Source organism: Cupriavidus sp. CP313 (genome assembly GCF_054072015.1).
On sequence record NZ_JBSVZB010000004.1, the window covers coordinates 1 to 23,981 of the forward strand.

Sequence of the window (23,981 nt, forward strand, 5' to 3'; positions counted from 1 at the left end):
TGGAGCAAGGCCTGAACTACACCCTGTTCCGTCCGTTCAACTGGATCGGCGCCGGGCTGGACTCGATCTTCGAATCGAAGGAAGGCTCGTCACGCGTGGTGACGCAGTTCCTCGGCCATATCGTGCGCGGCGAACCGATCAAGCTGGTCGACGGCGGCGCCCAGCAGCGCGCCTTTGCCGATATCGCCGACGGCATCAACGCGCTGATGCGCATCATCGAGAATCCCAACGGCGTGGCCAGCGGCAAGATCTACAACATCGGCAACCCGGGCAATATCCACTCGGTGCGCGAGCTGGCCGAGATGATGCTGAAGATGGCCGCCGACTACCCGGAATACGCCGACGAAGCACGCAAGACGCAGATCATCGAGACCTCCTCGGGCGACTTCTACGGCAAGGGCTACCAGGATGTGCAGCACCGCGTGCCCAAGATCGACAACACCATCGAAGAGCTGGGCTGGAAGCCTGAGATCAGCATGGAAGCGGCGCTGCGCCGCATCTTCGAGGCGTATCGCGGGCACGTGACCGATGCACGCACGCTGGTGAACCAGGGCTAGTCCACCGAGGTTGCGCGCCGGCCTGCTGCTCAGGCACCGGCGCGGTCAAAGCCGGCCTTGCGCGCCAGCACGATGGCCTGCGCGCGGTTTTCCACTTCCAGCTTGGAGAAAATGCTGGTGATGTGGTTGCGCACGGTCTTTTCGCACAGGTCGAGATGGGCGGCGATCTGGGCGTTGTCGCGGCCCTGCGCGATCAGTTCGACGATATCGCGCTCACGCCGGGTCAGCGCGGTGAAGGCGGGATCGCGCACCGGCTCCGTGGCGGGCAGGAAGGCGCGCACCTCGTCCAGCCAGCGCAGCCATGCGGGCTCGGTTTCCAGCAACAGGTGATTACCGCTTTCCAGCGGCACGAAGCGCGCGCCGGGAATCTCGCTGGCGATCAGGCGCCCTTCGTCGAACGGCACGCGCGCATCGCGCACCGCGTGCAGCACCAGTGTCGGGCACGATACCCGCGGCAGCAGCTTCACCACGTCGATCTCATTGAAGACGCGCATGAAGCGTGCGGCATTCAGCGGCGAGGTAGAGACCCGCTCCAGCTCGTTGAACCATGCATGCTGCTCGGCCGAGCCGCCGGGGATGAACTGGGTGGTGAAGAACTGGCGGAAGGCGGGGTTCTCCTGGCCCCAGCCAAGCTCGGCGAGCTTGTTCATCAGCTCGGCCTCTTCCAGCAGGCGCTGGCTCAGGTTGTCGCGCTTCAGGCGCCCGCGCGCGTAGCCGCCGTGCAGGACCAGGTGGCTGACCCGCTCGGGATGCGCGACCGCGTAGGCGACGGCAATCGATGCGCCCTGCGAGATACCCAGCAGCGGAAAATGGTTGACCCCGGTGGCGTCGACGATGGTTTCCAGGTCGCGCAGCCAGGCGTCGAAGGACAGGTCCTCGATATCCCGGTCAGAAAGCCCGCAGCCGCGTTCGTCATAGCGGATCAGCGTATGCGTGGCGGACAGCGCCGTGATCATGTGGCTCCACACCGGGCTGCCGACGTCGAACTCCAGGTGGCTCATCCAGTTGGCCGCCTTGACCAGCGGCGCACCGCAGCCCGTGATGGCGTACGCAAGGCGAACGCCATCACGGCTGGTGCACAGGCGGAGCTGCTGCTTGAACATCGGCATGTCGGGGCCGCGCGGTGCTGGGACGGCCTGCCGGCAGCCGCGGGCCGCAGCTGCCATGCGGGCGCGCCGCGTGACTTCCCTAGCTTAGACAAAGGATGGGCGGTGCCAAAGCACCGTCGATCACTCAGGACAGGCATTCCTCGCTGCCGCGTGCATCGCTGCGCGCGCCGTCGGTGAAACCATCGCGAGAACTGATACGCGTCCCTTCGGTAAAGGGATCGAAGCTTCCCATGCGCGCGCCATCCGTATAGGGATCAGGCTTGCGCATCGCATCCCGGTTCGGATCAAAGCCACGGACCACGCACACTGACATGCTGCCGCGCGCCACCACGGGCCGCATCGCGGCCTCGGCGGCCGGACTGCGCGCGCCCTCCGTGAAGGCGTCGCGATGCGCGCTGTGGCGCGGCACGGCAGCGGCCAGTGCTTCGCCATATGCACCGGCGTGGGCGGCATGACTGAACCCGGCGGCGAGTGCGGCAGCGACAAGCAGGGTCTTGGCAAAATACTTATGCATTGCTATCTCCAACAGGGATGCCGGCGGCATTGCCGCGACGGCACGCCTCATGCAGGCGATCGGCTACGAAACGGCACGGGCCGCACGGGATCGCCTCGGCCGTGCCAGCCGTTGCCTGGCGCAGGCCGGCTGCCATCCCATCATGGCAGCGGCGCAGCGCCTGACTCCTGGATCAGTGGTATGCGGATGCGGGGAAGCGGCCGCCCTGCGTCAGTGCAGCCATGCGAGCATCGCGAACAGCGGTGCCAGCGACGGCAACAGCCGCGCCGGACTGCGCCAGAGTGCCGCCAGGCACGCCGACCCCCGGTCGGCGGCCAGCCGCACCGCGGCGTGCCAGGCAGCCGGATCCGGTGCCTGGCGTCCGCGCAGGGAGCGCGCCAGCGACAACGCGCGTCCCAGCTCGCGCGCCGGCGCGCCGTGATCGTGATTCAGCTCACGCAGTGAGGCGAGGCACGATTCCCAGTTCGCATGTGAATGACAGAGGACGTAGAGCAGCAGGAGCGCCGGCAGCAGCGATGGCAGCCACGGCGGCAGCGCCCGCCTCAGCCGACGGATGCGACGGGTACCGTCGGCATGCCGGCTGGACTGGCGAGACCACTGCTGCAACGCGCACATGGCACAGGCTCCTTCTGGAAGGGACCGCCATGAAGGCGGTCAGTGACAAGCTGAGGGTTGCATTGTCTGGCGAGGGGCGGTGTGCACGCATGAGGCCGGTGTCCCGGGTCGGCGTCCGCAATGCGCGACTTCCCGGGACAAGCGCCCCGAGGGCCGGGCTGCGGGTGGCGCATGGCAGGCAGGCGGCGGGAACCGAGCAGAAAGCAAAACCCCCGGGTCGCCTGGCGGCGCGTCCGGGGGTTGCTGAGGCTCGACGAAAGCGGGCGCCGGGGCCCGCCCGTTCAGATCTCGACCTTGGTGCCCAGCTCCACCACCCGGTTGGCCGGGATCTGGAAGAAGTCCGACGGCTTGGCGCCGTTCTGGTGCATCCAGGCGAACAGGCTCTCGCGCCACATCGGCATGCCCGGCAGCTTGGACGGAATCACCGATTCACGCGCGATAAAGAACGAGGTCTCCATGAGCTCGAAGTGCATGCCAAGCTTGCGGTCGGCCAGGTCCAGCACCCTCTGCACATCGGGCGTTTCCTTGAAGCCGTATTCGGACTTCAGGATAAAGACGCCGCCGCCCAGGTCCTTGCTGCTCACGCGCTGGTTGTCGTCCACGTAGGGGATGTCGCGCGTGACGAAGGTCAGGAACACCACGCGCTCATGCATCACGCGGTTGTGCTTCAGGTTGTGCAGCAGCGATACCGGCACGGCCTCGGTATTGCCGGTCAGGAACACCGCGGTGCCCTCGACGCGGTGCGGCGGGTGCGCCAGCAGCCCGGCGATAAAGGGTTCGAGCGGAATGCCGTCTTCCAGGCTGCGCGCGCGCAGCAGCTTGCGGCCGCTGTACCAGGTCATCAGCAGGAAGAACGTCGCGCTGCCCAGCAGCAGCGGGAACCAGCCGCCCTCGGCAACCTTGAGCAGGTTGGCGGCAAAGAACGCCATGTCCACCAGGATGAAGCCCAGCCCCACCACCGCGACCAGCGCGGGGTTCCACTTCCAGACGTTGCGCATGCACACCGCGGCCAGGATGGTGGTGATGACCATGGTGGTGGTCACGGCGATGCCGTAGGCGGCGGCCAGGTTCTCGGACTTCTTGAACGAGATCACCACGCCGATCACCAGCACCAGCAGCAGCCAGTTGATCACCGGCAGATAGATCTGGCCGATCTCGGCGGCCGAGGTGTAGCGCACGCGCATGCGCGGCAGGAAGCCCAGCTGGATCGCCTGGCTGGTCAGCGAGAACGCGCCGGAGATCACCGCCTGCGAGGCGATCACGGTGGCGCAGGTGGCCAGCAGCACCATCGGGATCTGCAGCAGCTCAGGCACCATCAGGTAGAACGGGTTCTCGGCGCCGGCCGGGTTGTGCAGCAGCATCGCGCCCTGGCCGAAGTAGTTCAGCATCAGGCAGGGCATCACCAGCACAAACCAGCCGATGCGGATCGGGCGCGCGCCGAAGTGACCCATGTCGACGTACAGCGCCTCGGCCCCGGTCAGCACCAGGAACACCGAGCCCAGCACGATAAAGGCCTGCAGCGCATGCTCTACCAGGAAGGTGATCGCATAGTACGGGTTGACCGCTTTCAGGATTTCAGGCGCCTGCACCAGCTGGTAGATCCCCAGCGCCCCCAGCGCCAGGAACCAGGCGGTCATGATCGGCCCGAACAGCTTGCCCATGGTCGCAGTGCCATGGCGCTGGATCAGAAACAGCGCCGCCAGGATCACCAGCGTGATCGGTATCACGAACTGCGACAGCTGCGGCGCGGCGATCTCCAGCCCTTCCACCGCCGACAGCACCGAGATCGCCGGCGTGATGACCGCGTCACCGTAGAACATGCAGGCGCCGAAGATGCCCAGCATCATCAGCACCCTGGCCTTGCCAGAGCGTGGCGCCACGGAGCGCAGCACCAGTGCCATCAGCGCCAGCACGCCGCCTTCGCCGTCGTTGTCGGCCCGCATCACGAAGACCACGTACTTGATCGAGACCACGATGATCATGGCCCAGAACAGCATCGAGATGATGCCCAGCACGGCCTCCGGGCTGAACATGATGCCGTGCTCCTTGCTGAAGCACTCCTTGAGGGCATACAGCGGGCTGGTGCCGATGTCGCCGAAGACGACGCCTACCGCGCCGAGCACCAGGGCGCGCGTGCTCGGGCTCTCGACAAAATAATGGCTGGTTGTGGATTGGGTCATGAAATTGGGTCTGCTCGACCAGATCGCCGGCAGCTTTGTTGGCTCTGCCGCGGTCCGGTCCCATCCAGCGCAACAGGTTGCTGCGCCCGCTTCCGGTTCTTCTCGCGGTACTTATTGCATTGCACAAACGCGCGCAATTCTAGATGAACTGTCGACTATCGACCACTGCGGCAAACAGGGATGCCGCTTTCGTGACTTCGCAAGGATGGGAGGGAAGCGGCGGATGGTCAAGCCCTGGGAGAGCAAAACAGCGTGTCCTTGCGCCCGCAAGCAGCGTTGCGGCAGGACAACATAAGAGCCTTATGCGGCGCTTTATACCTCAAACGCCCAGGTAGCGGTCCAGGGCTTCGGGCTTGCCGGCAAGGTCCGACGCGGGGCCGGCCATCACCACCCGGCCCTTCTCCAGCACCACGGCACGGTCGGCGTGCACCAGCACCGAGCGGAAATTGCGGTCGACCACGACCGAGGCGATGCCGGTGCCGCGCACGGTGGCGATGACCTCCCAGATCTCGCGCACGATGCGCGGGGCCAGCCCTTCGGTGGCCTCGTCCAGCACCAGGCAGTCGGGATTGGTCATCAGCGCGCGGCCGATGGACAGCATCTGCTGCTCGCCGCCGGACAGCTGCTGGCCGCCATGGGACAGGCGTTCCTTCAGGCGCGGGAACAGGTCGAGCACGCGCGCCTCGTCCCAGTCGTTGCGGCCGTTGCAGCCCTTGCGCGCGGCCATCAGCAGGTTTTCGCGCACCGACAGGCTGGGGAAGATGCCGCGGCCCTCCGGCACGTAGGCCACGCCCAGGCGCGCCACCTCGAACGGCTGCGCGCGCGAGACGTCGCGGCCAGCGACGCGGATCTGCCCCTGGCGCTGGCGCACATGGCCCAGCAGCGTGCGCAACAGCGTGCTCTTGCCCATGCCGTTGCGGCCCAGCAGCCCGACCGTTTCGCCCACGCCCACGATGAAGTCGACGTCGCGCAGCACGTGGCTGGAGCCATACCAGGCGTTGATGCCGGTGGCCTCGATCATCGGCGAATGGATCGGTGCATTCATGCTGCCTCGCTCTCTTCCTCGCCCAGGTAGGCGACCTGGACCTCGTGGTTGGTCCGGATCGCCTCGGGGCTGCCCGTGGCAATCACGGCGCCGTTGACCATCACGGTGATGCGGTCGGCGACCGAGAACACCGCGTCCATGTCATGCTCGACCAGCAGGATGGCGTGGCCTTCGCGCAGGCCGCGCAACAGCGCCAGCATCCGCGCCGACTCCTCCGCGCCCATGCCGGCCAGCGGCTCGTCCAGCAGCAATGCGACCGGCTGCGTGGCCAGGCACATTGCCACCTCCAGCTGCCGCTTCTGGCCATGCGCCAGGTCGCTGGCAAGCCGGTCCGCCAGCGGCGCCAGGCCGGCCCGCTCCAGGGCCTCGTCGGCCAGCGTGGCGCTGGTGCGGCAGCCCTGGGCGCTTTCCCACAGCCGCCACGCGCGCTGCGCGCGCGATTGGGCGGCCAGCCGGCAGTTTTCGCGCACCGTCAGCGGCAGGAAGATATTGTTGCGCTGGTAGCTGCGCCCCACCCCATGGCGCGCCAGCCGCGGCTGCGACCAGCCGGTCACGTCCTCGCCCTTCAGGTGCAGGCGACCGGACGATGGCGGCAGTTCGCCGGACAGCATATTGATCAGCGTGGACTTGCCCGCGCCGTTGGTGCCGATCACGGCATGGATCTCATGCAGTGCCAGCGACAGGTCGACGCCGGCCACGGCGGTCAGGCCGCCGAAGCGCCGGGTCAGTTGCTGCGCCTGCAGGATCGGGGTTCCTTGCGATGTCATGCGGCCTCCGTATTGCGGCGTCCTTCGCGGCGGCTGTCCGCAGTGCCCGCTGCCTCATCCGTGCCGGTGCCGGCATCGCCATTGCGGCGCCCGCGACGCCCGTGCCGCAACACCGATGGCAGGCTGACCAGCCCGCGCGGCAGCAGCGCTACCGCGACGATGATGAAGCCGCCCATCAGCAGCTGCCAGTGCTTGGTCAGCGTACTGAACCACTCGGCCAGCAGCACGAACGAGAACGCACCCAGCACGGCGCCGGCCAGGCTGCCCACGCCGCCCAGGATCACCATCAGCATGGCGTTGCCGGACTGGTGCCACGACGCGATCTCCGGATTGACGAAGCCAAACTGGATCGCATACAGAAACCCGGCCAGTCCCGCCAGCAGCCCGCCCGCGACAAAGGCGCCAAGCTGGTAGCGGTAGGTGGCATAGCCGGCCGCGCGCATGCGCTGCTCGTTGTGGCGGATGCCGACCAGCGCATGCCCGAAGCGCGAGCGCAGCACAAGCGCCAGCACCGCCACCGTCAGCACCAGCCCGGTCCATACCAGCCAGTAGAAGTGCGTGGGATCGTTGACCGTCAGCAGGTGCTCGCCAGGCACCGGGAACTCCGGCCGGAAATAGATATAGGTGCCATCGCTGCCGCCCGCGATCTTGGTGTCGTGGAAGACGAAATACACCATCTGCGCGAACGCCAGCGTCACCATGATGAAATACACGCCGCGGGTGCGCAGCACCAGCGCCCCCACCACCAGCGCCAGCAGCGCCGATGCGGCCAGCGCACCCGCCAGCAGCAGCCAGCCGTTGCCCGGGCCGGCCTGCGGCGCCAGGATTGCGGTGGCATACGCCGCCATGGCGAAGTACGCGGCATGGCCCAGGCTGACCAGCCCGGTGTAGCCAATCAGCAGCTGCAGCGACAGCGCGAAGATCGCCATGATCATCACCTTGCTGAGCAGCTCGATGTAGAACTTGTTGCTGTCCGCGGTCAGCAGCAGCGGCAGTGCCGCCAGCACCGCGAACGCCACCAGCCAGCCCAGCCCGGTGGCCAGCGTGGCGTTGCGGAAGGAGTGCCGGCGCGCCGGCAATGTCGTCGGGTTCATGTCATCCTGCCTTGAACAGCCCCTGCGGCTTCCACAGCAGGATCACCGCCATCAGCAGGTAGATCAGCACGCCGGCCGCCTCCTGCCAGAACACCTTGCCGAAGGTATCGACGAAGCCCAGCAGCAGCGACGCCACCAGCGCGCCCTTGACCGAGCCGATGCCGCCGATCACCACCACCACGAAGCAGACGATCAGCACCTGCGCGCCCATGCCCGGATATACCGACGACACCGGCGCGGCGATCATGCCGGCCAGCACTGCCAGCGCCACGCCCAGTGCGAACACGAAACGGTACAGCACCGTGATGTTGATGCCCAGCGACTGCACCATCTCGCGGTTGGTGGCGCCGGCGCGGATCATCATGCCCAGCCGGGTGCGCCGGATCACGTAGTACATCGCCAGGGCCACCACCAGGCATACGGCGGAGATAAAGAGGCGGTACACCGGATAGGTCATGTCGTTGCCGATCGCCAATGAGCCGTCCAGCAGCGCCGGCACCTGCACGCCGTGCACGTCATCGCCGACCAGGATGCTGCGCAACTCCTCGAACACCAGGATCAGCCCGTAGGTCATCAGCACCTGCTGCAGGTGGTCGCGCTCATACAGGTAGCTGAAGAAGGCCCATTCCAGCACGTAGCCGAATGCCACCGCCAGCACGATGCCGAGCGGGATGGCGATAAACAGGTTGCCGGTCAGGCCGGCGAGCGTGAAGGCCAGGTAGGCGCCCAGCATGTAGAAGCTGCCGTGGGCAAGGTTGATCACGCCCATGATGCCGAAGATCAGCGTCAGGCCGCTGGCCACCAGGAACAGCAGCAGGCCGTACTGCACGCTGTTCAGGCACTGGATCAGGAAGGAGACGATATCCATGTTGCGTCAGCCGCCACCGCGCCTGTCCCTGAGGGATGAAGGCGCGGTATCAGGCTGCTCCGGAAGAGCCGATCAGAGGCGGCAGCCGCGGGCCGGGTCGGCCAGTGCCTTGACGGCAACCGAGCTGACCTTGTTCTCGCGCCCGTCGACCTTGCGCAGGTAGAAGTCCTGCACCGGGTTATGCGCCTTGGACAGCGTGAAGGCGCCGCGCGGGCTGTCGATCCTGGCCGCGCCCATCGCCTTGTACAGGTCGGCCTTGCGCGTCATGTCGCCCTTCACCGCCGTGGCGCCGGCCGCCAGCAGCTGGGCGGCATCGTAGCCCTGCACTGCGTACACGTCGGGCTGCAGCTTGTAGGTCTTGGCGTAGTCCAGGCGGAAGTTCTTGTCGCGCGGGTTGGTCAGGCCATCGGCGTAATGCAGCGTGGTTTCCAGCCCCTGCGCGGCATTGCCCTGTGCTTCGAGCGTGCCGTCGGTCAGGAAGCCCGAGCCGTACAGCGGGATCTTGTCCTTGAGCCCCGCCGCAGCCCAGTCCTTGACGAACTTGACCGCGCCGCCGCCGGCAAAGAACACGAACACGGCGTCGGGCTTGAGCGACGCCACTTCGGTAATCAGCGCCTGGAACTCGACATTGGGGAAGGGCAGGTTCAGTTCCTTCACCACCTTGCCGCCCTTGGCCTCGAACGCTTCCTTGAAGCCCTTCACCGACTGTTCGCCGGCGGCGTACTTCCAGGTCAGCGTCACCACCTTCTTCAGGCCGCGCTCGCCCAGCACCTGGCCCATGGCGTAGCCCGGCTGCCAGTTCGAGAACGAGGTGCGGAAGATATTGGGGCCGCACAGCGGACCAGTTGCCTCGTCCACGCCGGCATTGGGGATGATCAGCAGCGTGTTGTTCTCTTTGGCCACCTTGACGATGCCCATCTGCACGCCCGAATGCACCGTGCCGACCACCACGTCGACCTGGTCGCGCTTGACCAGCTTGGTGGCGTTCTCCGGCGCCTTGGCCGGATCGGATTCATCGTCGACCTTGAAGTACTCGATGTCGCGTCCGCCGAGCTTGCCGCCCTGCTGCTGCACGTACATGCGGAAGCCGTTCTCGATGGCCGTACCCAGGGCCGCGTAGGTGCCGGTGTACGGCAGCATGAAGCCGACCTTGATCTTTCCCCCTGGTGCAGCGGGTGCGGGGGCCGCCGGCTGCGCGGACGCACCGGCCATGGCAAAGACGGTGGCGACGGCAAGGCAGGCAGGCGCAAGCCTGCGCGAGGTGAAGCGACGCATGGTGTCTCCTGGTGGTCAAGCCGGTGGCTCGCTGGACCGTTGCCGGTCACCCCTGCCCTTGCCGTGGTCCGCGCCGGTGCCGACAACGCCCGGAAGACCCTTCGCAACTGGCGGGAAGCCGAATTATTTTAGGTTTGAAGTATATGCGTTTATATGCCGAACCGCGGCCAACGTCAACGGATCTTTTTGGTCGCGATGTGGCGAGTGCCCGCATCGCGCGAGTTTAAGCAGGGTGGTCTGGGGGGCATATCGATGGATACCCTCGATCTGCGCCATGGTGCCGTACTCGTCGTCCTCGCCCTGCACCGCCAGCACCGGGCAGCGCAGCCCGGACAGCAGCGGCCGCAGGTCCCACTGGCGGAATTCGGGGTCGAGCCAGATATCGTTCCAGCCCCAGAAGGCCGAATCGACGTCGTCATGATGGCGCGCCAGCCGCTGGCGCAGGTCGGTCTCCAGGTAAGCCTGGCGCGTGCCCGCGATGCTGCGCACCGACAGGTCTTCGACCACGATATGCGGCGCCAGCACGGTGATGCCGGCAACCGCCTGTGGAAAGCTGGCGGCGTGGATCAGCGCGATCGAGCCGCCGTCGCTGTGGCCCAGCAGCCAGGGCATGCCGTGCGTGCGGCCGGGACCGATGTCGAGCGCGTCGAACAATGCGGGCAGCGCCTCGCGTGCCTGGCGATGCATGAAGTCGGGACGCCATTTTTCGTCGTGCGGCCGCGGCGTCGAACGTCCGTAGCCGTAGCGCGAGAACACCAGGCCGCGATAGTCGCCGGCCTCACAAAAATCGCGCGGAAAATCGCGCCACATGCTGACCGAGCCCAGCCCCTCATGCAGGAACACCACCAGCGGGCGCTGCGCGCGTTCAGGCCGCAGCCACTGGTACTCGATCCGGATACGGCGGTTGTCGAAGGGAATTTCCACCAGGCTGCTTTGCATGGGCACGTTGTTGTCTTGCATTGGTTCAGAAGGGATGTCCAGCGGCTACGGGCGCTTCATTGCGCCGCCTCCCGCGCGGCTTGCTCGCGCTGGCGCAGGCGGAAGCGCTGGATCTTGCCGGTCGCGGTCTTGGGCAGTTCGGGCACGCATTCGATCTGGCGCGGGTACTTGTACGGCGCGAGACGCGACTTGATAAAGGCCTGCAGTTCCGCGGCCATGCCGTCATGCCACTGCTGTCCGGGCCGCAGCACGACAAAGGCCTTGGGCTTGACCAGTTCGTCGGCATCCGTGACGCCGATCACCGCCGCCTCCAGCACGGCCGGGTGCTGCGCCAGCGCGGCCTCGACCTCGAACGGCGACACGTAGATGCCGCCGACCTTGAGCATGTCGTCGCTGCGGCCGGCATAGGTGTAGTAGCCATCGGCATCGCACAGGTACTTGTCGCCGCTGCGCGTCCATTCCCCGACAAAGGTATCGCGGCTCTTGTCGCGGTTGCACCAGTACATCAGCGCGGCACTGGGGCCCTTGATATAGAGATCGCCGATCTCGCCAGGCGCGCACGGCTCGCCGCGCTCGTCCAGCAGCTTCAGCGCGTAGCCTGGCACCGGCTTGCCGGTGGTACCGTAGCGCACCTCACCCGGCCGGTTCGACAGGAAGATGTGCAGCATCTCGGTGGAGCCGATGCCATCCAGGATGTCGCAGCCGAAATGCGCCAGGAAGCGTTCGCCGATATCGCGCGGCAGGGCCTCGCCGGCAGAGGTGCATACACGCAACGCCACCTCGGCGCGCGGCGGCAGCTCAGGCGCCGCCAACATGCCCGCAAACAGCGTGGGCACGCCGCAGAACACCGTGGGCCGCTGCTCGCGCAGCCGCCTGAACACGGCCGCCGGCGTGGGCCGCTCGGCCATCAGCACGGTGGTGGCGCCGACCGACATCGGAAAAGTCAGCGCATTGCCCAGCCCGTAGGCAAAGAACAGCTTGGCGGCCGAGAACACCACGTCGTCCTCGCGGATGCCCAGCACCTGGCGGGCATACAGGTCAGCTGTATGGAACAGGTTGCCATGCGTATGCACGGTGCCCTTGGGCCGCCCGGTCGAGCCCGACGAATACAGCCAGAACGCCATGTCGTCCGGGCCGCTGCGCACGGTCTGCGCGGGAGAACGCGTGCGCGCCAGCATCGCGCCCACGCTGCACGCCGGCGCGCCATCGGCATGCGGCGCCGCCTGGATCACCATCGGCGCCAGCCCGCTCTTCTCGATGGCGGCCTTCATCACCGGCAGCAGCGGCTCCGACACCACCACGGCGCGCGCGCCGCTGTGGCCAAGCATGTAGGCGTAATCGTCCGCGGTCAGCAGGGTATTGACCGCCACCGGCACCACGCCCGCCAGCAGGCAGCCAAGGAACACCGTGGGGAAATCAATGGTATCGAGCGCGCACAGCAGCAGCCGCTCTTCCTGGCGCAAGCCCGCGTCGCGCAGCGCGCCGGCAAAGCGGCGGGCACGGGCATCGAGCTCGCCATAAGTCAGCGAGGTGGTGTCGTCGATGTAGGCTGTCTTGGCCCCGCGCCCTGCCTCCAGATTGCGCGACAGCAGGTCTTCGGCGGCGTTGTAGCGGGTGGGCAGTGCCGCAACGGCATCGGTGGCGGGTGGGACAGCCGGCGGCACGGGCGATGCAGCCGCTGGCATGCCGGCGGCGGTATTGGGGGGCGTCATTGTCTCCACTCCTTGGTGTCGCGCCGCGGGCCATGGGCGCCGCGCCAACGTCAGTCCAGTCGCTGTTCTGCTTGCCGATGTCCGCCAATGTGCATGCCGGCATCCGCTTGTTGATGCATTTTATTTCATATCAACTATTATGCAAGCGAGGGGATGCACTATAGAGCAGGCTTTATCGAACCGACTGCCTGCCGCGCCACTTGGCGCACCAAGGCTGCTCGTATAATGCGCCCTTGCTTTTCCTGTCGGTCAACCCGAAACGAACACCATGCGCCGCGATCCCGCCCCGCTGCCCGCCAACGAGACCGAAGCCGACACGCGCCCTGCCGGGGATGCGCCCGCTGCAGCCGCCAACGCCGAGCGCGACCCCTACCTGACGCTGCTGGGCGAGCGCATCCGCTCGCTGCGCGCCTCGCGCGGCATGTCGCGCAAGGACCTGGCGCGCGGCGCCGGCGTGTCCGAGCGCTACCTGGCCAACCTGGAAACCGGCACCGGCAATGCGTCGGTGCTGCTGCTGCGCCAGGTGGCGCGCGCACTCGACGTGCCGCTGCCGGTGGTGCTGGCCGAAGTGGACGGCCTGAACGGCGAGCAGGCCACCGAGTTTGCGCAGATGGTGCAATGGCTGGCGCAGTTGCCCGCGGGCGACCTGGCGCGCGTGCGTGAGGCCTGCCGCCATGCACTGGCCCCCGCAGAGTCCGGCGATGCGCGCCACCGCCGCATCGCGCTGATCGGCCTGCGCGGCGCCGGCAAGTCGACCCTCGGCCGCGCGCTGGCTGCGGCCAGGGACGTGCCCTTTGTCGAACTGAACACCGTGATCGAGCAGGAAGCCGGCGCCAGCCTGTCGGAAATCCATTCGCTCTACGGCCAGGCGGCCTACCGCCGCTACGAAATGCGCGCACTGGAGCGCACCCTGCGCGAGCACGACCGCCTGGTGCTGGCCACGCCGGGCAGCCTGGTCTCTGAACCCGCCACCTTCAACCTGCTGCTGTCGCAGTGCTACACCATCTGGGTGCGCACCTCGCCGGAGGAACACATGGCGCGCGTGGTGGCCCAGGGCGACATGCGGCCGATGGAAGGCAACCGCGAGGCCATGGCCGACCTGCGCCGCATCCTGCAGGCACGCGCGCCGCTCTATGACCGCGCCGATATCTCGATCGACACCAGCGGCCGGGACGCCACCGCCTCGCTGCAACAGTTGCGCGCCCAGCTGCAGGCCGCCGGCGCCTGACCACCCGGCCGGCGGCGCGGCTGACAAAGAGATTGCGCCGGCCGTCTCCATGCACTATATTTCATCAAAAGCCGCAAGGCACTATAGTGCATTCAGGAGACAGCCATGTCCGCGCCGGCAAACGCCCCACTGTGCCCTGACCAGGCAGCCGCCTCGTCAGACAGGCCCGCACCCGTCACCTTCGAGCGTCATCCCGACCAGTACCACCACTGGAAACTGAGTTTCGACGGCCCCGTCGCCACGCTGGCGATGGACGTCGACGAGGAAGGCGGACTGCGCCCCGGCTACGCGCTGAAGCTCAATTCCTACGACCTTGGCGTCGATATCGAACTGCACGACGCGCTGCAGCGCATCCGCTTCGAGCACCCCGAAGTGCGTACCGTGGTACTGACCAGCGCGCGCGACCGCATCTTCTGCTCGGGCGCCAATATCTTCATGCTGGGGCTGTCGTCGCATGCGTGGAAGGTCAATTTCTGCAAGTTCACCAACGAGACCCGCAATGCCATCGAGGATGCCAGCCGGCACTCGGGGCTGAAGTTCATCGCCGCCTGCAACGGCACCACCGCCGGCGGCGGCTATGAACTGGCGCTGGCGTGCGACGAGATCGTGCTGGTCGATGACCGCTCGTCCGCGGTAAGCCTGCCCGAGGTGCCGCTGCTGGGCGTGCTGCCCGGCACCGGCGGCCTGACCCGCGTGACCGACAAGCGCCACGTGCGCCGCGACCACGCGGACATCTTCTGCACCACCACGGAAGGCGTGCGCGGCCAGCGCGCCAAGGACTGGAAGCTGGTTGACGAAGTGGTCAAGCCGGCGCGCTTTGCCGGGTACATCGCCGAGCGCGCGGCGGCGCTGGCGGCCACCAGCGACCGGCCACAGGGCCACCACGGCATCACGCTGACACCGCTGTCGCGCACCATCGAGCCCGACGGCTACCGCTACGAGACCGTGCGCGTGCATATCGATGCCGCGGCGCGCAAGGCCACGCTGACCGTATTCGGGCCCGACAAGCACCAGCCCGCGGATCTCGCCGGCGTGGTCGCGGCCGGCGCGCAATGGTGGCCGCTGAAGATGGCGCGCGAGCTTGACGACGCCATCCTGACACTGCGCGCCAACCACCTGGATATCGGCATCTGGGTGCTCAAGACCGATGGCGACCCGGCCGCGGTGCTGGCCGCCGATGCGCTGCTGCACGCGCATGCCGGCCACTGGTTCGTGCGCGAGACCATCGGCATGCTGCGCCGCACGCTGGCGCGGCTGGATGTGTCGTCGCGCAGCCTGATCGCGCTGATCGAAGCCGATTCCTGCTTTGCCGGCACGCTGCTGGAACTGGCGCTGGCCGCCGACCGCAGCTACATGCTGCACCTGCCCGACGCCCCGGACGACGCGCCGCGCGTGTTCGCCTCCGCCCTCAACTTCGGCCACTACCCCATGCCCAACGGGCAAACCCGGCTGGCGGCGCGCTTCTATGGCGACGAGGCCGCGCTCACGGCAGTGCGCGAGCATATCGGCGCGCCGCTGGATGCGCTCAGCGCCGACTCGCTCGGGCTGATCACCGCCGCGCCCGACGATATCGACTGGGAGGATGAAATCCGCATCGCCCTGGAAGAACGCGCCAGCCTGTCGCCGGATGCACTGACCGGGATGGAAGCCAACCTGCGCTTCGGCGGTGCCGAGACCATGGAAACGCGCATCTTCGGCCGCCTGACCGCGTGGCAGAACTGGATCTTCCAGCGCCCCAACGCCGTCGGCGAGAACGGCGCGCTGAAGGTCTTCGGCAGCGGCAACAAGGCACGCTTCGACTGGGACCGGGTGTAGCGCCCGGCCCCCGCCAGACAACAAGGAGACAGCACGTGAGCATCGACTACAGCCAGAAGATCCCCAACAACGTCAACCTGTCCGACGACCGCACGCTGCAGCGCGCACTGGAACACTGGCAACCGGCGTTCCTCGACTGGTGGCGCGACATGGGGCCGGACGGCTCGCACAACTTCGATGTGTACCTGCGCACCGCGGTGTCGGTCGATCCATCGGGCTGGGCGCATTTCGACCACGTCAAGATGCCGGACTACCGCTGGGGCATTTTCCTGCAGCCGGCCGACCCCGAGCGCAGAATCCACTTCGGCGAGCACAAGGGCGAAGCCGCCTGGCAGGACGTGCCGGGCGAGCACCGCGCCAACCTGCGCCGCATCATCGTCACGCAGGGCGACACCGAGCCCGCCTCGGTCGAGCAGCAGCGCCACCTGGGCCTGACCGCGCCGAGCCTGTACGACCTGCGCAACCTGTTCCAGGTCAACGTGGAAGAAGGCCGCCACCTGTGGGCGATGGTGTACCTGCTGCACCGCTACTTCGGCCGCGACGGCCGCGAGGAAGCCGAGGCGTTGCTGGAGCGCCGCTCGGGCGACCAGGACAATCCGCGCATCCTCGGCGCCTTCAACGAGCGCACGCCCGACTGGCTGGCGTTCTTCATGTTCACCTACTTCACCGACCGCGACGGCAAGTTTCAGCTGTGCGCGCTGGCCGAATCCGGCTTCGATCCGCTGGCGCGCACCACGCGCTTCATGCTGACCGAGGAAGCGCACCATATGTTCGTGGGTGAATCCGGCGTGTCGCGCGTGATCCAGCGCACCTGCGAGGTGATGCGCGAACGCGGCATCGAAGACCCCGCCGAAGTGCGCGCCGCCGGGGTGATCGACCTGGACACCATCCAGCGCTACCTGAACTTCCACTACAGCGTCACCATCGACCTGTTCGGCGCCGACCAGTCGTCCAACGCCGCCACCTTCTACAGCGCCGGCCTGAAGGGCCGCTTCGAGGAAGGCAAGCGCGCCGACGACCACGTGCTCAAGGGCGATGTCTATCGTGTGCTGGAAGTGCGCGACGGCCACCTGGGCGAGCGCGAGGTGCCGATGCTCAACGCGCTCAATGAAGTGCTGCGCGACGACTACATCAAGGACAGCATGGGCGGCGTGGCGCGCTGGAACAAGGTCATCGAAAAGGCCGGGATCGCGTTCCGCCTGACCGTGCCGCACAAGGCCTTCAACCGCAAGATCGGCACGCTGGCCAATGTGCATGTCTCGCCCGAGGGCCAGCTGATTTCCGAAGCCGAGTGGAAGGCCAACGAGCGCAAGTGGCTGGCCACCGACGAAGACCGCGCCTTTGTTGCGTCGCTGATGGGCCGCGTGGTGGAGCCCGGCAAGTACGCCAACTGGATCGCGCCGCCGGCGGTAGGCATCAACCGCCAGCCGATGGATTTCGAGTACGTGCGTTTCAACTGAACCAGAACCACAAGGACAGGCCAGGAGCCACCGGAGACACGCCATGGGCGCCCCCGACATCATCAAGCAGCACCTGATCGATCCGGAAATCTGCATCCGCTGCAATACCTGCGAGGACACCTGTCCGATCGATGCCATCACCCACGACGACCGCAACTACGTGGTCAGGGCGGACGTGTGCAACGGCTGCAACGCCTGCCTGTCGCCCTGCCCGACCGGCGCCATCGACAACTGGCGCACCATGCTGCGCGGCCAGGCCTACCCGATCGAGGCGCAACTGCTGTGGGACGAACTGCCGGCCGAGGTGCCGCTGCCGGAACTGGCCGACCTGGGTGAGGCGCCGGAGGCAACCCTCGGCAGCGGCACGGCAACCGGAGCCGCACCCGACGCCGTCATCCAGTCCGTGGAAACCAGCCGCCACACCTCGCCGCGTGCGCCGTGGTCGGCGGCCCATCCCTATGTGAACCTGCATGGCGTGCGCGCGCCGGTCATGGCGACCGTGGCCGGCAACTACCGACTGACCGCCGAGGACGCGTCCAGCGACATCCACCATATCGTGCTGGATTTCGGCACGCACTTCTTCCCGATCCTGGAAGGCCAGTCGATCGGCATCGTGCCGCCCGGCACGGATGCGTCGGGCAAGCCGCACTACATCCGCATGTACTCGGTGGCCAGCCCGCGCGACGGCGAGCGCCCGGGCTACAACAACCTGGCGCTGACCGTCAAACGGGTCGACCAGGACCACGACGGCAAGCCGGTGCAGGGCGTCGCGTCCAACTACCTGTGCGACCTGGCCAAGGGTGACAACGTACAGGTGGTGGGCCCGTTCGGATCGACCTTCCTGATGCCCAACCATGCCGAGGCCAGTGTAATGATGATCTGCACCGGCACGGGCTCTGCGCCGATGCGCGCCATGACCGAGCGCATGCGCCGCAACATGGCGCACTTCGGCGGGCGCCGGCAGCTGTTTTTCGGCGCCCGCAACGCCAACGAACTGCCCTACTTCGGCCCGCTGCTGAAGCTGCCCAAGGACTTCCTCGACATCCATTTCGCCTTCTCGCGCGACCCCGCCGCGCCACGCCGCTATGTGCAGGACGCGATCCGCGAGGCCGCGGACAGCGCCGTCGCCCTGCTGGCCGATCCCAACGGCCATGTCTATATCTGCGGACTGAAGGGCATGGAAGCAGGCGTGCTGGAGGCATTCGAAGCGGTGTGCGCCGGCGCCGGGCACGCCTGGCCGGAGATCGAGACCGCGATGAAGGCGGAGGGCCGGCTCCATATCGAGACCTACTGACGCCGCCCCCGCTGCTTGCTGATTTCTTCGGCAATCGCTTCCCTTCTGAAATGCATCGCCTATAATCTTTCTGAAGAAACAGGAGTGATGGCGATGCAATCCAGGCGGATTCCGGAAACCGATCCCGCCGGCGGCCCCGACCCCGGCACCACGCTGACCAAGGCGGTGATGCGCGCCGCGGGCTTCCTTGGCATCAGCCAGGCCATCGTGGCAAGCGTGCTGGGCATCAGCACGGCATCGGTGTCGCGCATGGCATCTGGCGGCTATGTGCTCGATGCGCACCGCAAGGAGTGGGAATTCGGCGTGCTGTTCGTACGCCTGTTCCGATCGCTGGATGCCATCCTGGGCCACGGTGACCAGGCCCGGCTGTGGCTGACCAATGAAAACCTGGCGCTGGGCGGCAAGCCCCTTGAAATGATCCGCACAACGGAAGGTCTGGTCCGTGTCGTTCACTACCTGGACGCCACCCGCGGTCGCATCTGAGCGCCGGCAGTTCGCGCTCACGCTGTGGCGGGCGGTGGAGGCCCAGCACGTCGTATCCACCATGCCGCTGGTCGACAGCCTGGAAGAACAGGCTGTGCTGGAAGCCGTGCTCGACGCCGGCAAACCCGCCGTGCCCGCCGAGGCACGCCACCTGCACTACCTGCTGTTCACCCCGTTCCGCTATCCGCCCTCGCCCTGGGGCTCGCGCTTTCGCGCCAGCCAGGACTCGGGCGTGTTCTATGGCGCCAACGAGATCCGCACCGCCTGCGCCGAACTCGGCTACTGGCGCTGGCGCTTCCTCAACGACAGCCCCGCGCTGCCGCGCATCGACGCCCGTGCGCAGACGCTGTTCGAAGTGAGCGTCGACACCTGGGGCGTGGCGCTGGACACACCGCCGTTCGACCAGGACCACGCAACCTGGACCGACCCCGACCACCACGAGCCCTGCCAGGCCTTCGGCCGCATCGCGCGCGAGGCCGGCCTTGGCATGATCCGCTACACCTCCGTGCGCGATCCCCAGCATGGCCCCTGCGGCGCGGTGCTGACCCCGCGCGCGTTCTCCCACCCGGCGCCGCTGGCCACCACCACCTGGATGCTGACGGTACGCCGCGACCGCGTGATCTGGCAGCGCGACGACCTGCAGCAACGCGACAGCTTCGAGTTCGAAGCCGCGCTGTGGCAGCGCACAATCGATAACGCTGGAAACGGCTGAACCTCTGCCCCGTGCCGGCGATCTAATCGTTATGGCACGCGGCAATGCTCACCGCTGGAAGGTATTTTTAAACAGGTGTTGCATTGCGCAACCAGATGCTATATAGTCTTCTCTTCGACGGACGCGGGGTGGAGCAGTTGGCAGCTCGTCGGGCTCATAACCCGAAGGTCGCAGGTTCAAGTCCTGCCCCCGCAACCAACCGCATGATGCGTATCATGCGGCACCGTCAAAGCAGATAAACCCGCCACTGGCGGGTTTTTTGTTTTCTAGTACTCTGCGGCGCTGGCAACCCGATGCTGCCCTCCGTGCAGCACCCGGCTGCGTTGACCGATGGTGCCCCACCGCCCCAATCATGCCTGCCGGCCCCCTCGGCGAGGGTGATACACTTTCGCCATTCCTCCCGGACGCCCCTCATGAAATTCTGCTCGAACTGTGGTCATGCGGTCGTGTTGCGCGTGCCTGACGGCGACAACCGCCCGCGCAGTGTTTGCGACAACTGCGGCACCATCCACTACGTCAATCCCCGCAACGTCGTCGGCACGATCCCGGTGTGGGAAGACAAGATCCTGCTGTGCAAGCGCGCCATCGAGCCGCGCTACGGGTTCTGGACCCTGCCGGCGGGCTTCATGGAGATCGGCGAAACCACCGCGCAGGCCGCCTCGCGCGAGACGCTGGAAGAAGCCGGTGCGCGCGTGCAGGTCGGGGATCTGTTCTCGATCCTGAACGTGCCGCATGTGCACCAGGTGCATCTTTTCTACCTGGCCACGCTGGACGACCTGGATATCGCCCCCGGCGAGGAAAGCCTGGAGGTCAAGCTGGTGGAAGAGGCCGATGTGCCCTGGGATGAACTGGCGTTCCCCACCGTGATCCACACCCTGCGCTGCTTCTTTGCCGACCGCGCCGCCGGCCGGCTGCAGGACGGCAGCTTCCGGCTGCACAGCCTGGATATCGACAAGCCCATGCGCCCGCTGACCAGCCGGGCCACGGTCACGCCCTGAGCGGCGCGGCTGCCGCGCATCGCCCTACGGCGCAGCCCGCATGATCACCTGGCTGGACCCGCAAGACCCGTTCCCGCCGGTTGACGAGGCGCTCGGGCCCGATTCCGAGGCCCCCGGGCTGCTCGCCGCCAGCCGCGACCTGTCGCCCCAGCGGCTGCTGCTGGCGTACCGCCAGGGCATCTTCCCGTGGTATTCGAGCGGCCAGCCGGTGCTGTGGTGGAGCACCGATCCGCGCATGGTGCTGCCCCCGCCGGCGCTGCGCGTCTCTCTCAACCTGCGCAAGACCCTGCGGCGCGTGCTGCGCGATGCTGACTGGGAGATCCGCGTCGACGACGACTTCCCGGCGGTGATGCGCGCCTGTGCGACCACGCCGCGCGACGGCCAGGACGGCACCTGGATCACCGACGACATCATTGCCGCGTACGGTACGCTGCACCGCAACGGCATGGCCCATTCGGTCGAAAGCTGGTACCGCGGCGAACGCGTGGGCGGCCTGTATGGGGTGGCGCTGGGGCGGATGTTCTTCGGCGAATCGATGTTCGCGCACCGCACCGATGCCTCAAAGATTGCGCTGGCGGCGCTGTGCGCGTTCCTCGGCAATCACGGCGTGGCGATGATAGACTGCCAGCAGGAAACCGACCACCTGGCCTCGCTGGGTGCGCGCCCGATCCCCCGCGCAGAATTCGTGGCCCATGTCCGGGCGGCGACCGCGCAGCCGGCGATCAGCCCGTGGCGGTTCGACAAATCGGTGCTGGAGCGCTGGGCCGGGACGCCAGCCGCGCCGGCCGGCTGAAACCTGGCACGGGACGCCCCGCTGACTGCGCGTCCGGCCGCATCGTCCCGCCCGGAGCCCCCTGAGTCATGAGCAAGCTGAAGGAACTTCCGCTCTCCGCGCTGCAGTTCTATGCCACGGCGCCCTACGCTTGCAGCTATCTCGACGGCCGCATGGCACGCTCCCAGGTCGCCACCCCGGCGCACCTGATCAATGCCGACGTCTATTCACGCCTGGTGCGCGCCGGCTTTCGCCGCAGCGGCATCTTCACCTACCGGCCGTATTGCGACGAATGCCACGCCTGCACGCCATGCCGCGTGGTGGTCGACCAGTTCGCGCCGGACCGCTCGCAGCGCCGCGCCTGGAGCCGCCACCAGCACCTGCAGGCACTGGTGGCGCCGCTGACCTACGTCGAAGAGCATTATTCGCTGTACCTGCTGTACCAGTCGATGCGCCACGCCGGCGGCGGCATGGACCAGGACAGCCGCGACCAGTACGAACAGTTCCTGCTGCAGAGCCGCGTCAACTCGCGCCTGGTGGAGTTCCGCGAACCGCCTGGCTCGCCCGAGGCCGGGCGCCTGCGCATGGTCAGCATGATCGACGTGCTCGACGACGGGCTGTCGTCGGTCTACACCTTCTACGATCCGCTTGAACGCAACGCCAGCTACGGCACCTACAACATCCTGTGGCAGATCCGCCAGACGCGTGAGCTGGGCCTGCCGCATCTCTACCTGGGCTACTGGATCGCCGACAGCCGCAAGATGGCCTACAAGGCACGCTTCCGGCCGCTGCAGGTGCTGACCGGCAACCACTGGCACGCGTTCGAGGACGAAGCCGGGGATGCGGCCAGCCCCGAGCCTGCACCCACCCAGGAATAGCCGGGTCGCGGCATCCGGCCGCGCGCCGCCCGGGTATGCGGCCCAGCCGCTACAATGCGGGCCTGGTATTCACTCTGCCCCTGCCCCACGTGCTCAACGCGCTCTACCCCCTGTTTCGCCCCGCCCTGTTCTCGATGGATGCCGAGGACGCCCATCATTTCACGCTGAACAACCTGCTGCGCGCCCATCGCATGGGCCTGGCGGCCTGCATCGGCAACAAGATTGCCGACGACCCGCGCACGGTCATGGGGGTGCGTTTCCCCAACCCGGTCGGCCTGGCCGCGGGGCTGGACAAGGACGGCGCCTATATTGACGGGCTGGCTGCGTTCGGCTTCGGCTCTATCGAGGTGGGCACGGTCACGCCGCGCGCGCAGCCGGGCAACCCGCGCCCGCGCATGTTCCGGCTGCCGCAAGCGGATGCGCTGATCAACCGCATGGGCTTCAACAACGGCGGCGTCGATGCCTTTGTCGCCAATGTGCGGGCATCGCGCTGGAAGGCCGAGGGCGGCGTGCTGGGGCTGAACATCGGCAAGAACGCCGATACGCCGATCGAGCGCGCCAACGATGACTACCTCTACTGCCTGGAACGCGTCTACCCGCACGCGAGCTACGTGACGGTCAATATCTCTTCGCCCAACACCAAGAACCTGCGCCAGCTGCAAGGCGCGAGCGAGCTGGACAGCCTGCTGTCGACGCTGAAGGACGCGCAGCAGCGCCTGGCCGACCAGCACAAGCGCTACGTGCCGCTGGCGCTGAAGATCGCGCCGGACCTGGATGCCGACCAGATCGGCAATATCGGCGACGCGCTGGTGCGGCACAAGATCGACGGCGTGATCGCCACCAATACCACCATCTCGCGCGATGCGGTGAAGGGCCTGCCCCACGCTGAGGAAGCCGGAGGCCTGTCCGGCCGCCCGGTGTTCGAGGCCTCGACCCGGGTGGTGCGCGCGCTGCACGGCGTGCTCGGCGACGCGGTGCCGATCATCGGCGTGGGCGGCATCTTCGGCGGCGCCGATGCGCGCGCCAAGATCGACGCCGGCGCGAAGCTGGTGCAGGTCTACAGCGGCCTGATCTACCGCGGCCCGGCGCTGGTGCGCGAGTGCGCCGCGGCGCTGCGCGGCTGAGCCGCGCGCCGTCAGGCAGAACTGGCGCGGCTCAACCCATTGCAGCCGGCCGCGTCAGTACGGAGCATTCACCACAACGTATTGGGGTCCCTGCGGCTGATACCAGGTGCTGCCGCATTGCTGGTACACCATGCCGCCATAGCTGACCGGGACGCAGCTTGGCGGAACCGAGCGCACGACCGAACCCACCACGGCAGCGGTCACAGCCACCGTTGCGGTAACGGCGGCAGCGGTGGCAACCGGATGGTAGTCGTTGTCCCAGCCGCCGCAGCATCCGCCATGCGTGTCGACATTGACGTTGACGTTCCGGTTCGTATTGACGTTGACGTTCCGGTTGGCATTGACACTGTTCACGCTGGAGCTGCGCACATTGTTCGTGCGTGCGTCGGCCCGCACGTTGCTCACCTGTGCGCCGCCACCACCGCCGCGCCCCGCGGCGTGACCGCCGCCACGCGCTTCAGCCTGCGGCACCCAGCCATAGGTGGCAAGCACGACTGCACCCAGGACCGCGAGGAGGGACTTTTCGACTCGTTTCATGTGCC

At 67.2% G+C, this 23,981-nt stretch carries 23 protein-coding genes and 1 tRNA gene; 12 read left to right on the top strand and 12 right to left on the bottom strand.

Annotated features, from left to right (window positions below; all coding sequences use genetic code 11):
* Window positions 1–557, top strand: a 557-nt coding sequence (locus ACW4E8_RS06585; protein WP_456803788.1) for a bifunctional UDP-4-keto-pentose/UDP-xylose synthase, incomplete at its 5' end; no start/stop codon positions are given.
* A gap of 29 nt (window positions 558–586) precedes the next feature.
* Here ACW4E8_RS06585 and ACW4E8_RS06590 read toward each other — a convergent pair.
* The 11 genes from ACW4E8_RS06590 to ACW4E8_RS06640 form a co-directional block, all read right to left on the bottom strand.
* The gene (locus tag ACW4E8_RS06590; RefSeq protein WP_456803789.1) at window positions 587–1,723 is read right to left on the bottom strand and encodes an alpha/beta fold hydrolase; all 1,137 of its coding nucleotides are present in this window, start codon (window positions 1,721–1,723) and stop codon (window positions 587–589) included.
* Between the two features lie 67 nt (window positions 1,724–1,790).
* A complete protein-coding gene (locus tag ACW4E8_RS06595) occupies window positions 1,791–2,180 on the bottom strand; it encodes a hypothetical protein (protein WP_456803790.1) in 390 nt (129 codons plus the stop codon).
* A 210-nt stretch (window positions 2,181–2,390) separates the two neighbouring features.
* Complete coding sequence (locus ACW4E8_RS06600; RefSeq protein ID WP_456803791.1) at window positions 2,391–2,795, bottom strand: hypothetical protein; 405 nt, start codon at window positions 2,793–2,795, stop codon at window positions 2,391–2,393.
* A gap of 281 nt (window positions 2,796–3,076) precedes the next feature.
* Complete coding sequence (locus tag ACW4E8_RS06605) at window positions 3,077–4,975, bottom strand: potassium transporter Kup (protein ID WP_456803792.1); 1,899 nt, start codon at window positions 4,973–4,975, stop codon at window positions 3,077–3,079.
* A 319-nt stretch (window positions 4,976–5,294) separates the two neighbouring features.
* Entirely contained in the window at window positions 5,295–6,020 is a 726-nt protein-coding gene (locus tag ACW4E8_RS06610; RefSeq protein ID WP_456803793.1) for an ABC transporter ATP-binding protein, read from the bottom strand.
* Window positions 6,017–6,787, bottom strand: a complete 771-nt coding sequence (locus ACW4E8_RS06615; protein WP_114134773.1) for an ABC transporter ATP-binding protein — start codon at window positions 6,785–6,787, stop codon at window positions 6,017–6,019. Before ACW4E8_RS06615 ends, ACW4E8_RS06610 begins: the two co-directional genes overlap by 4 nt.
* Window positions 6,784–7,881, bottom strand: coding sequence for a branched-chain amino acid ABC transporter permease (locus tag ACW4E8_RS06620; RefSeq protein WP_456803794.1), 1,098 nt, complete (start codon window positions 7,879–7,881; stop codon window positions 6,784–6,786). Before ACW4E8_RS06620 ends, ACW4E8_RS06615 begins: the two co-directional genes overlap by 4 nt.
* A gap of 1 nt (window position 7,882) precedes the next feature.
* Entirely contained in the window at window positions 7,883–8,749 is an 867-nt protein-coding gene (locus tag ACW4E8_RS06625) for a branched-chain amino acid ABC transporter permease (protein WP_153956163.1), read from the bottom strand.
* A gap of 72 nt (window positions 8,750–8,821) precedes the next feature.
* A complete protein-coding gene (locus ACW4E8_RS06630; RefSeq protein WP_013956428.1) occupies window positions 8,822–10,024 on the bottom strand; it encodes an ABC transporter substrate-binding protein in 1,203 nt (400 codons plus the stop codon).
* Window positions 10,025–10,147: 123 nt separating this feature from the next.
* Window positions 10,148–10,984, bottom strand: coding sequence for an alpha/beta fold hydrolase (locus ACW4E8_RS06635; RefSeq protein WP_456803795.1), 837 nt, complete (start codon window positions 10,982–10,984; stop codon window positions 10,148–10,150).
* A gap of 35 nt (window positions 10,985–11,019) precedes the next feature.
* Complete coding sequence (locus tag ACW4E8_RS06640; RefSeq protein WP_456803796.1) at window positions 11,020–12,675, bottom strand: benzoate-CoA ligase family protein; 1,656 nt, start codon at window positions 12,673–12,675, stop codon at window positions 11,020–11,022.
* Between the two features lie 268 nt (window positions 12,676–12,943).
* Between ACW4E8_RS06640 and ACW4E8_RS06645 the strand changes: the two genes are divergently transcribed.
* The 11 genes from ACW4E8_RS06645 to ACW4E8_RS06695 all read left to right on the top strand — a co-directional run bounded on the left by ACW4E8_RS06645 (window position 12,944) and on the right by ACW4E8_RS06695 (window position 23,439).
* The gene (locus tag ACW4E8_RS06645; RefSeq protein WP_456803797.1) at window positions 12,944–13,903 is read left to right on the top strand and encodes a helix-turn-helix transcriptional regulator; all 960 of its coding nucleotides are present in this window, start codon (window positions 12,944–12,946) and stop codon (window positions 13,901–13,903) included.
* Window positions 13,904–14,008: 105 nt separating this feature from the next.
* Complete coding sequence (boxC, locus tag ACW4E8_RS06650; RefSeq protein WP_456803798.1) at window positions 14,009–15,718, top strand: 2,3-epoxybenzoyl-CoA dihydrolase; 1,710 nt, start codon at window positions 14,009–14,011, stop codon at window positions 15,716–15,718.
* 35 nt (window positions 15,719–15,753) lie between these two features.
* On the top strand, window positions 15,754–17,178 hold the full coding sequence (boxB, locus tag ACW4E8_RS06655) for a benzoyl-CoA 2,3-epoxidase subunit BoxB (protein ID WP_456803799.1): 1,425 nt from the start codon (window positions 15,754–15,756) through the stop codon (window positions 17,176–17,178).
* Window positions 17,179–17,221: 43 nt separating this feature from the next.
* On the top strand, window positions 17,222–18,472 hold the full coding sequence (boxA, locus tag ACW4E8_RS06660; protein WP_456803800.1) for a benzoyl-CoA 2,3-epoxidase subunit BoxA: 1,251 nt from the start codon (window positions 17,222–17,224) through the stop codon (window positions 18,470–18,472).
* Window positions 18,473–18,565: 93 nt separating this feature from the next.
* Window positions 18,566–18,955, top strand: coding sequence for an MbcA/ParS/Xre antitoxin family protein (locus ACW4E8_RS06665; protein ID WP_316153494.1), 390 nt, complete (start codon window positions 18,566–18,568; stop codon window positions 18,953–18,955).
* Complete coding sequence (locus ACW4E8_RS06670; protein ID WP_456803801.1) at window positions 18,915–19,667, top strand: RES family NAD+ phosphorylase; 753 nt, start codon at window positions 18,915–18,917, stop codon at window positions 19,665–19,667. The genes ACW4E8_RS06665 and ACW4E8_RS06670 overlap by 41 nt, the downstream gene beginning before the upstream one ends.
* A 122-nt stretch (window positions 19,668–19,789) precedes the next feature.
* Window positions 19,790–19,865 (top strand) — tRNA-Met (locus tag ACW4E8_RS06675).
* A 215-nt stretch (window positions 19,866–20,080) separates the two neighbouring features.
* Window positions 20,081–20,665 carry an NUDIX hydrolase gene (locus ACW4E8_RS06680; RefSeq protein ID WP_456803802.1) on the top strand — a complete coding sequence of 195 codons (585 nt, stop codon included), beginning with the start codon at window positions 20,081–20,083 and terminating at the stop codon, window positions 20,663–20,665.
* Between the two features lie 40 nt (window positions 20,666–20,705).
* Window positions 20,706–21,458 (top strand): leucyl/phenylalanyl-tRNA--protein transferase, encoded by a 753-nt coding sequence (gene aat, locus ACW4E8_RS06685; RefSeq protein ID WP_456803803.1) that lies wholly within the window; start codon window positions 20,706–20,708, stop codon window positions 21,456–21,458.
* 68 nt (window positions 21,459–21,526) lie between these two features.
* A complete protein-coding gene (locus ACW4E8_RS06690) occupies window positions 21,527–22,315 on the top strand; it encodes an arginyltransferase (RefSeq protein WP_456803804.1) in 789 nt (262 codons plus the stop codon).
* 89 nt (window positions 22,316–22,404) lie between these two features.
* Window positions 22,405–23,439, top strand: a complete 1,035-nt coding sequence (locus tag ACW4E8_RS06695) for a quinone-dependent dihydroorotate dehydrogenase (protein ID WP_456804101.1) — start codon at window positions 22,405–22,407, stop codon at window positions 23,437–23,439.
* Between the two features lie 54 nt (window positions 23,440–23,493).
* On the opposite strand, the gene ACW4E8_RS06700 is transcribed toward ACW4E8_RS06695, so the two are convergent.
* Window positions 23,494–23,976 carry a hypothetical protein gene (locus tag ACW4E8_RS06700; RefSeq protein ID WP_456803805.1) on the bottom strand — a complete coding sequence of 161 codons (483 nt, stop codon included), beginning with the start codon at window positions 23,974–23,976 and terminating at the stop codon, window positions 23,494–23,496.
* Window positions 23,977–23,981: the final 5 nt, after the last annotated feature.

What these genes read in the sequence shown, in the direction of transcription:
- ACW4E8_RS06590 (WP_456803789.1), bottom strand. Translation starts at nt 1,723, where the DNA reads ATGGCAGCTGCGGCCCGCGGCTGCCGGCAGGCCGTCCCAGCACCGCGC.
- ACW4E8_RS06595 (WP_456803790.1), bottom strand. Translation starts at nt 2,180, where the DNA reads ATGCATAAGTATTTTGCCAAGACCCTGCTTGTCGCTGCCGCACTCGCC.
- ACW4E8_RS06600 (WP_456803791.1), bottom strand. Translation starts at nt 2,795, where the DNA reads ATGTGCGCGTTGCAGCAGTGGTCTCGCCAGTCCAGCCGGCATGCCGAC.
- ACW4E8_RS06605 (WP_456803792.1), bottom strand. Translation starts at nt 4,975, where the DNA reads ATGACCCAATCCACAACCAGCCATTATTTTGTCGAGAGCCCGAGCACG.
- ACW4E8_RS06610 (WP_456803793.1), bottom strand. Translation starts at nt 6,020, where the DNA reads ATGAATGCACCGATCCATTCGCCGATGATCGAGGCCACCGGCATCAAC.
- ACW4E8_RS06615 (WP_114134773.1), bottom strand. Translation starts at nt 6,787, where the DNA reads ATGACATCGCAAGGAACCCCGATCCTGCAGGCGCAGCAACTGACCCGG.
- ACW4E8_RS06620 (WP_456803794.1), bottom strand. Translation starts at nt 7,881, where the DNA reads ATGAACCCGACGACATTGCCGGCGCGCCGGCACTCCTTCCGCAACGCC.
- ACW4E8_RS06625 (WP_153956163.1), bottom strand. Translation starts at nt 8,749, where the DNA reads ATGGATATCGTCTCCTTCCTGATCCAGTGCCTGAACAGCGTGCAGTAC.
- ACW4E8_RS06630 (WP_013956428.1), bottom strand. Translation starts at nt 10,024, where the DNA reads ATGCGTCGCTTCACCTCGCGCAGGCTTGCGCCTGCCTGCCTTGCCGTC.
- ACW4E8_RS06635 (WP_456803795.1), bottom strand. Translation starts at nt 10,984, where the DNA reads ATGCAAGACAACAACGTGCCCATGCAAAGCAGCCTGGTGGAAATTCCC.
- ACW4E8_RS06640 (WP_456803796.1), bottom strand. Translation starts at nt 12,675, where the DNA reads ATGACGCCCCCCAATACCGCCGCCGGCATGCCAGCGGCTGCATCGCCC.
- ACW4E8_RS06645 (WP_456803797.1), top strand. Translation starts at nt 12,944, where the DNA reads ATGCGCCGCGATCCCGCCCCGCTGCCCGCCAACGAGACCGAAGCCGAC.
- boxC (WP_456803798.1), top strand. Translation starts at nt 14,009, where the DNA reads ATGTCCGCGCCGGCAAACGCCCCACTGTGCCCTGACCAGGCAGCCGCC.
- boxA (WP_456803800.1), top strand. Translation starts at nt 17,222, where the DNA reads ATGGGCGCCCCCGACATCATCAAGCAGCACCTGATCGATCCGGAAATC.
- ACW4E8_RS06665 (WP_316153494.1), top strand. Translation starts at nt 18,566, where the DNA reads ATGCAATCCAGGCGGATTCCGGAAACCGATCCCGCCGGCGGCCCCGAC.
- ACW4E8_RS06680 (WP_456803802.1), top strand. Translation starts at nt 20,081, where the DNA reads ATGAAATTCTGCTCGAACTGTGGTCATGCGGTCGTGTTGCGCGTGCCT.
- aat (WP_456803803.1), top strand. Translation starts at nt 20,706, where the DNA reads ATGATCACCTGGCTGGACCCGCAAGACCCGTTCCCGCCGGTTGACGAG.
- ACW4E8_RS06690 (WP_456803804.1), top strand. Translation starts at nt 21,527, where the DNA reads ATGAGCAAGCTGAAGGAACTTCCGCTCTCCGCGCTGCAGTTCTATGCC.
- ACW4E8_RS06700 (WP_456803805.1), bottom strand. Translation starts at nt 23,976, where the DNA reads ATGAAACGAGTCGAAAAGTCCCTCCTCGCGGTCCTGGGTGCAGTCGTG.